Here is a 216-nt window from a genome sequence, read left to right on the forward strand (position 1 = left end):
ATAAGGAGAACTAAATTATGCCATGAGGCTTGTTACAGTTACGTAATAACCAGATTGGTTTTCTATAAAATGTGGTAATAATGCCTGGCTCGATGCGACAGTACCTAAGTAATCGATTTGCATTAATTTCTTATCCACAGATATATCAGTATCTGCAATAAGAGATCTTTGTCTTATACCTCCATTATTAATTAGGATATCTACGGTACCGTAAAA

The 216-nt window shown here is 33.8% G+C and carries 1 protein-coding gene; it reads right to left on the reverse strand.

The annotated features are described in order from the left end of the window. Positions 1–15: 15 nt before the first annotated feature. Positions 16–216: SDR family NAD(P)-dependent oxidoreductase (locus ACRHOC_RS15720; protein WP_431159503.1), on the reverse strand; the 201-nt coding region annotated here is incomplete at its 5' end.

The sequence above is a fragment of the Winogradskyella poriferorum genome (genome assembly GCF_050618035.1).
Lineage (GTDB): Bacteria > Bacteroidota > Bacteroidia > Flavobacteriales > Flavobacteriaceae > Winogradskyella > Winogradskyella poriferorum_A.